This is a genomic window from Alkalinema pantanalense CENA528 (assembly GCF_050753345.1).
In the GTDB taxonomy this organism is placed as follows: Bacteria; Cyanobacteriota; Cyanobacteriia; order Leptolyngbyales; family Leptolyngbyaceae; genus Alkalinema; species Alkalinema pantanalense.
In genome coordinates, this window is sequence record NZ_JBLZFX010000229.1 from 1 (window position 1) to 1,043 (window position 1,043).

Here is a 1,043-nt window from a genome sequence, read left to right on the forward strand (position 1 = left end):
TGCGGAAGGGTAGAGGCATGGTAAGTTTCAGTTACCACACAAAAACCAAGCCATGAAACCTCAATACCGCATCCGCAACTGGTCTGAGTATAACGCTGGACTCAAGCAGAGGGGAAGCCTCACCTTCTGGATCGACGAATCTGTCCTAGAGCAGTGGGTCGTCGAGGAGTTGAGCGGCAAACCCGGTGCGTCTGTCCTCTACAGTGACCTTGCCATTCAAACGATGGCGACACTCAAAGCCGTCTATCGTCTCGCTGGACGGCAGTGCCAAGGCTTTCTTGAATCGATTTTCGAGTTAATGGGAATCGACCTCCCTGTGCCAGACCACAGCACGCTGTCTCGGCGATTGGGGCAACTATTGGTTGAACTTCCGGTGGTGCCGAAGGAGGGCGCTCGTCATGTGGTAGTGGATTCAACCGGGGTGAAAGTGTATGGCGAAGGAGAATGGAAAACCCGTCAACACGGAGTCAGCAAGCGACGCACTTGGCGCAAGCTGCATTTGGGCGTAGATGAGGCAACCGGCGAAATCTTGGCAGCAGTGGCGACCACCAATGATTTCCATGATGGGGAAGTATTAAACGATGTGCTGCAAGCCATTGACGAACCAATAGAACAAGTCTCGACTGATGGGGCGTATGACCATCGCCATTGCTATGACGAGATTGATGCCAGAGGAGCCAAAGCTGTGATTCCCCCACGCAAGGATGCCAAAATCTGGCAGCATGGCAATCGCAAAGACAAGCCCCATCAACGCGACGAGAACCTTCGCTCGATTCGTAAGCATGGACGCAAACGCTGGAAGCGGGATTCTGGTTATCATCGTCGCTCAATTGCAGAGACCACCATGTTTCGTTTCAAAACGATCTTTGGAGGCAATCTCAGTGCGCGTAAATTTGATAATCAAGCCGTGGAGCTATTCATCAAATGTGTTGCGCTCAATCGGATGATTCAGATCGTTAAACCCGATAGCTACAAGGTTGAAGGTTAATACCAGGACACTCTCAAGGCGAACCTGACCGTTTTTCTAATCATGCAACAAAGCC

At 51.4% G+C, this 1,043-nt stretch carries 1 protein-coding gene; it reads left to right on the plus strand.

What is annotated here, in order from left to right; all coding sequences use genetic code 11:
• Nucleotides 1-52: 52 nt before the first annotated feature.
• Complete coding sequence (locus tag ACN4EG_RS27800; RefSeq protein ID WP_431633532.1) at nucleotides 53-988, plus strand: IS5 family transposase; 936 nt, start codon at nucleotides 53-55, stop codon at nucleotides 986-988.
• Nucleotides 989-1,043: the final 55 nt, after the last annotated feature.

Excerpts from the sequence above, each read along its gene's own strand:
- ACN4EG_RS27800 (WP_431633532.1), top strand. The coding sequence starts at position 53 with ATGAAACCTCAATACCGCATCCGCAACTGGTCTGAGTATAACGCTGGA.